Raw genomic sequence first — 6,000 nt, 5'->3', positions numbered from 1 at the left:
ACCGAGCCGAGAGCCCGTCCGCTTCGCCATCTGGGACCACATCACCGGCACCGCTGGCCAGCCCGCAACAGCCTGACCCAAGGCCGACACCCCGCCCCACCACACCCCGGTACACCATCAGGCACCCACACACCCACCAACGTGACAACGCCCGGGCTGGTCCTAGGACAAACTCGGCAACGAAACCGCCGGTGCGAGCGCCACCGCCCGCACCAACGAGACCTGGACGGACTACAGCCAACTGTCGGACATCACCGCTGGCGGCAAGTCCAACGACCTGGTCCACGCGGGCACGGACAACTCCGTACGCACAAAGCTGAGCTCGACCTGGTACCACCACACCGCACTCGGTCTGGCGTCCACGACGACCAACGGCGTCGACGGGATTCATGCGCGAGCCGGCGGGCACGCTGAACTCCATGCCGACTGGGGGGAAGTCCTACTACTACCTCACCGACGCCACTGGCAACGTCCTCGGCCTCGTCGACGACACCGGCAAGCGCACCCACACCTACGCCTACGGCCCCACCGGCCTGCCGCGCGGCACCACCACCGAGGCCGTCTCCCAGCCGTACCGCTACACCGGCGCCTACCTGGACCCGACGGGCCTGTACAAGATGGGCCACCGCTACTACGACCCCACCCTCGGCCGCTTCACCCAGCCCGACCCCTCCGGCCAGGAAAATCGCGCATGCGGCGTCGCAGGTCGGCGCGGCCGAAGCGGTGGCCGATGCGCAGGAAGAGGTTGTCGAGTTCACGGTCCCAGGGCGAGTCGGCAAGGTCGTCGATCACGCGAGGAGGCTGCCCTCATCACAGCTCAGACAGTTCTCGATGCCACTCGTTGGAGGGGCGGTCCGGCAAGACCGCCCCTGACACGCCATCAGCCCACTACACTCCCGACGATGCCTCTGACCAGGCCAGATAGCGAAACGCTGCTGGAGTATTAGTGGCGGCGGCCGCGGCACTTGACCGCGCCCGGCGCCCCAAGTAATGCCTGCTGTCCCGGAGACCTTGCTGAGGCAGACGGTACGTGGATCTTGCGTGGGCGGTCGCGCTCGGCGAGGACTGCCTCGCCGACATCGCGATGCTGCGGGTCGAGCCGGCCGTGTTCGTTCGGGCCGGTCGCCTCCGAATTGTGGTGCCCGGACGTCGACGTGCCGCTGGGCGACCCAGTTCGTGACCGAGCCTGCCAGTGAGTGGGCTATATCTGGTCGCCGCTGCCTTCGGGGCCCGGTTCCGGTGGCCCGAAGGGCTCGATCTCCGGATTGGCGTACGGTCCTTTCGCCCCAGCCCTGCCGGTAATCCGCGCGGCGGCTCCCGCACTGACCATCATGGCGTAGAGGCCCTGAGCTGGGTTCACGGACACCAGCCCGTACGCCTCGTCAACCTCCTCAGGGGCGAGCTCGTACCGACGCATGGCGTCCTGCAGTGCCCCGCCCTTCGGCAGCGTGACGGTGATCAGGACGAAAGGTCCGCCCGGGGGAGTCACAGCTCCTCCTGCTAACGGCCGCCGTTCTTCCTTCGCCGGCGGATCGCCTCCACGATGGCGGCCGCGTCAATCATGCCGTACCCGTAGATGAAGTCGAAGCCCTGCATACCCAGGTCGTCCGCGGTGCGGCGCAGCAAGGTGCGCATCTGGAGCGGCGAGAGGTCCTTCACCGGAAACTGCGAGCGCACCGCGGCGACCACACCGGCGGCGACGGGGCAGGCCGCCGATGTACCAGAGTCCGGCATGTTCTCACCGAACGCCTTGGATCCCGCGAAGTGCGTGAAAGTACAGACGTCCGGCTTGCGGCGGCTGAGCCGTCCGGGCCCCTGAGAGGAGTAGCCGACCCGGGCTCCGCGCAGGTCCACGCCTCCCACGGACAGCACACGGGGATGCGAGTTCGCCCCGTTGATGGGGCGGTCGGGAAAACCGCAGCGTCTGTCGGGGCATCCAGGACCGCAGTTGCCCGCGGCGAACAAGACGTCCGCGCCCGCCTGCTCTAGGGCGGTGACGGCCAGGTTGAAGGGGTGTGCTGGGTTGTCCGAGTAGTTACCGGGGTGGCCCGGTGGGAAGTCCCGGGTGAGCGAGAAGGAGCCCCAGCTATTGTTGACGACCAGCGCGCGGCGTTCTTCCGGCATCGCCTCGACAACGGTCCGCAGGTGTGCGAAGGCCGCGACCGCGTCGGAGAGTAGCCCCTGCAGCGCCTGCGGCCGCAGGACCGGGAGGTCGAGGAGCGTCGCCTTCGGGGCGGTGATCCGGGCATCGAACGCGCACATGGTGCCGTGGCCAACCGGGAACTGGCCGAAGTTCCCGGTTGCGTTGGCGGGCTTCCAGCTCCTCGTCTCGTCGACGGTCGCGTCCTGGCCCAGGACCTCGGACAGATGCTGGACATTGATGCCCGTGTCGAGGATGGCGACGGCCACTCCGTCACCGCCCAAGCCCTCCGCCTTCAGGTGGTCGGTCAGCCTATTCTGCACGTCGCCCGAGTCGCCCACAGCGGCGTCACCCCCGCACGTCGGCATGGGCTCGATGACGGGGTCGGCTGAGATGCTGACGATGTCCGGACGGGCCGTGACGAGCATTGCGTAGCGGCTGGCCACGTCGTAGTCCTGGATCTCGCCGCGCACCAGGACGCCAGCGTCCTCCGGGGCCATGGAGAAGATGAGCGCCTGCTCCAGGGAAAGCGGGTCACCACCGGGCGCGGCCGGCTTGGGCTTGGGCACCGGGACCGGCACGAAGTCCGGGTCCAGCGCGATGCCGGGGATCGTACCGGCGACATCGGTGGCTGTGGTCGTTACGGTCGGGTCGATGACGGCCTCGACGACAGCGAGCTCGGGCCGCATCTGGATCATGACACGCACGGTGATCTCCTGAAACGCTGGGGCAGGCATCCGCGGGGCCTGGCACAAAAGAGCGGTCTCTAGGCGGCGCCCGAGGGGAACGGGCCAACCGTCTCAAGCCGACCGGTGTCCGCAAAGCCGCCAATCAGGTCAAACGCCTCCGGTGCATCCGACGGCAGTAAGGAGCGGCTCCGGTTGCGACGTGGCCTTCCGTGACTGAGGACGATGCCTCACCAAGCTTCGGGCGGCATCGTCAAAGGCCGCGTAGCTCGCACGAGAGTGTGACACTGGTGCCGGACCGTCACTTTTCCCGCGGTGACGGGCCAGCTCTGCGGTCAGCGGGAGCATGTGACCTGATGCTGAAGGTAGTACGGCGGTGCGCGCCCAAGTGGACCCCGGAGCCGGTGGAGCTCAGTTCCGAACTCGCCCCGGACACCGACCGGACTGATCGAAGCCGTCGCTCCGGTCCGATCGCCCCCGGGCCGTCCAACTGGGCGTCCAAGGACAGGTGGTGGACAAGCTCCGCACTGACCTACCCCGTCCTGAGCGCCGCTCGACACCTGGAAACTGAGGCGGCGCACTCGGCATACCCCTGAAGTTCGAGTGCGCCCCCGCACCGGACCACACCTACTCAGCCCAGATCAGCGCCGACGGCGGCCGCACCTGGCAGACCCATCGGCGTAGGCCTGAAGGACCCACGGGTCCACCCCGACCGCAGCCAGTTCGGCCCTGGCGACGACGTCCGACTGCGCATCACCACGACAAACGGCTTCAGCAGCATGACATCAGAGACGGAGCCGTTCGCGGGGAGAAGTGCCGGAACCTGGGTCCCACACCCCTGGGTGACGTGGGTTGTCTCGCAGCAGGTTGAGGCCGACGAAGTCGAGGACCTAGTGGTGGACGTGGAGACGGACTTCCCGACAAAGCCGCCGCCGATAGCAAGCCGATCTGCTGCCGCCCGTCCTGCAGCCTCTCACTCGATCGTACCGCTGCTCTTGCAGCACCGGACGCCTGCCCGGCTAATGGAATGGGACGAATTGTCGCAATTCTGACAACGCAGATAGGACGGTGGACGCCATGCCCGCAACGGAAGATTCACGCGAGGAGTTTCGACGGCATGCCGCGGACGCGGCGCGGCGGTACGGAGAGTCGGCCACGGAGCGGGAGCGGGTCGAGGAACGGCTGGCAGCGGGGGCGTTGTTTCCAGATGCCCCCGAAACCCTCGCCGTGCGCGCCGAGCGGATCCTTGACCGGGGCGGCCTATCGCCGTCAGCTGTGGTGTCGAGCATCCACGCCGAAGCTTTGGACCTTCCCGAGGCCAATGAGCGGATCATCAACCTGTCGAATGAGCTCCAGGCCTGGAGCTTTCTGCCACGCGGTACACGGGCTGCTGGCACCGTCGCCCGGATCACCGTGCGTCATGCTGGCCGTGAGATCCCCCATGGCACTGGCTTCCTGGTCTCACCCCGACTCCTGATGACCAACCATCATGTGCTGCCCGACGCAGGCTTCGCCGGCCGCTGCTTCCTGGAGTTCAATGCCCAGGTCACCATCGAAAATGTCCCGGACTCGGTGGTCCGAATGGAGTTTGATCCGGGTACCTTCTTCACTGCCGACAGGCGGCTGGACTTCGCGCTGGTAGCTGTCGCTCCGGCCGTGGATGGCCGCCTTCCGGGAGAAACCTTCGGCTGGAACCGACTCAGCGCCCAAGCCGGCAAGCAGGTGATCGGCGAACGAGTGAACATCATCGGCCACCCCAACGGCCGCCTCAAGGAAATCGCCCTGCGCGACAACACCCTCCTGGTGCGGCTGGACGACTTCCTCCACTACAAGACCGACACCGAACCTGGCAACTCGGGTTCCCCCGTCTTCAATGACCAGTGGGAAGTGGTGGCCCTGCACCACAGCGGAGTGCCGAAGACGGACACACAAGGGCGTGTACTACGCAAGGACGGCCGGGTCTGGCAGCGCGGCGATGGAGACGACGTAATCGACTGGATCGCGAACGAAGGCGTCCGCATCAGCTCCATCCTGAAGCACCTGGCCACAGTGAGCCTCGATCCCGCAAGGCGAGCGATCCTGGCCGAGATGGGGCCTGACTCCGGACTTGGCCAGGGCATCCTGCCAAGCCCGGTGGAGACTCCGGCACCACCACTCCTGGCACAGACCGCAGGCGAGGTGAGCCGGCGTGTCACGCCTGTGCCGGAAACGACCGCCGCGACAGTTGCGGCCGCGGCTGCTGTACCCGCCACCGGTCTACGTGCTCGAGGCAGCGCCTTCGGCAGTGGCAAACGGCACCTGGTTTTCCTGCACGGCAGGAGCCAGCATAGGAAGGATCCTGAGACGCTCCGTCGGGAGTGGACGGCGGGCCTGAACCAGGGACTTACGCGTGCTGGAATGGCCACGGTTGACCCGGCGGATGTCTGGTTCCCGTACTACGGCGACCGGCTGGCTGCCCTCATGGGGTGGACGGAGGCCGTCAGCGGTCCCATCGAGCTCGGAGAGTTCACCGCCTCCGCGGCTGCGGAGCGGTTCGCCGCCGAGTCACCATCGGGGTTCTATGAGCAGATGCTGGTCGAAGCGGCGAACAAGGCCGGCATGCCGCAGAACGGGCCCGTGGCCACCGAGGGGTTCGGAAACGCCCTGGTGGGCAGGTTCCAGCAGGCACTCAGCTGGCTGGCAGCAAAGACCGATGTCGACGAGTGGACCATTGCCACCGTCTTTCGGGACGTCAGCCGCTACCTCACCGACCGCAAAATCCGCGACACGGTCCTGGACACCGTGCTCGAATCAATGCCGACCACCGGCGAACTGGTGCTGGTCACACACAGTCTCGGCACTGTCGTGGGCATGGACCTCGTCAGCCGGCTTCCGGACGCGCTTGATCTCACCCTGCTCGTCACAGCGGGCAGCCCACTGGGCATGAACGCCGTGAACGAGCGCCTCCTCGCTGGCGGACCCCACCGTCCCGAGAAGGCGCGCCAATGGTTCAACGCCTGGTGTCCGACCGATGCGGTCGCCATCGGTTGCCCACTCGAGGACCCCCGCTGGGGCAAGGTCTCTCAACTGGCCGTCGCCAACGGACGCGATCGGGCCCACAACATCGACGAGTACCTCGCCCACAAGGGCGTTGCAAGCGAGATTGGTGGAGTACTCCACCAGTCCTGACCGACC

The 6,000-nt window shown here is 67.1% G+C and carries 4 protein-coding genes and 1 pseudogene; 2 read left to right on the top strand and 3 right to left on the bottom strand.

Translation table 11 applies throughout. The annotated features are described in order from the left end of the window. Positions 1-389: 389 nt before the first annotated feature. Positions 390-626, top strand: a pseudogene (locus IE255_RS39820) (hypothetical protein); the annotation flags it as partial. Positions 627-654: 28 nt separating this feature from the next. Here IE255_RS39820 and IE255_RS38440 read toward each other — a convergent pair. From IE255_RS38440 to IE255_RS38430, 3 genes are all read right to left on the bottom strand, one after another. Continuing rightward, entirely contained in the window at positions 655-792 is a 138-nt protein-coding gene (locus IE255_RS38440) for a hypothetical protein (RefSeq protein WP_190055076.1), read from the bottom strand. A gap of 409 nt (positions 793-1,201) precedes the next feature. Beyond that, complete coding sequence (locus IE255_RS38435; protein ID WP_229906795.1) at positions 1,202-1,489, bottom strand: hypothetical protein; 288 nt, start codon at positions 1,487-1,489, stop codon at positions 1,202-1,204. Positions 1,490-1,500: 11 nt separating this feature from the next. Next, a complete protein-coding gene (locus tag IE255_RS38430) occupies positions 1,501-2,895 on the bottom strand; it encodes a S8 family serine peptidase (RefSeq protein ID WP_229906794.1) in 1,395 nt (464 codons plus the stop codon). A gap of 1,008 nt (positions 2,896-3,903) precedes the next feature. Here IE255_RS38430 and IE255_RS38425 point away from each other — a divergent pair. Beyond that, positions 3,904-5,994 carry a trypsin-like serine peptidase gene (locus tag IE255_RS38425; protein WP_190055075.1) on the top strand — a complete coding sequence of 697 codons (2,091 nt, stop codon included), beginning with the start codon at positions 3,904-3,906 and terminating at the stop codon, positions 5,992-5,994. Positions 5,995-6,000 lie beyond the last annotated feature (6 nt).

Source organism: Streptomyces lomondensis (genome assembly GCF_014651035.1).
GTDB lineage: Bacteria > Actinomycetota > Actinomycetes > Streptomycetales > Streptomycetaceae > Streptomyces > Streptomyces lomondensis.
Note: the sequence above shows the minus strand (reverse complement) of the source record. Positions and strands in the feature narration are given on the sequence as shown.

What these genes read in the sequence shown, in the direction of transcription:
- IE255_RS38425 (WP_190055075.1), top strand. Translation starts at nt 3,904, where the DNA reads ATGCCCGCAACGGAAGATTCACGCGAGGAGTTTCGACGGCATGCCGCG.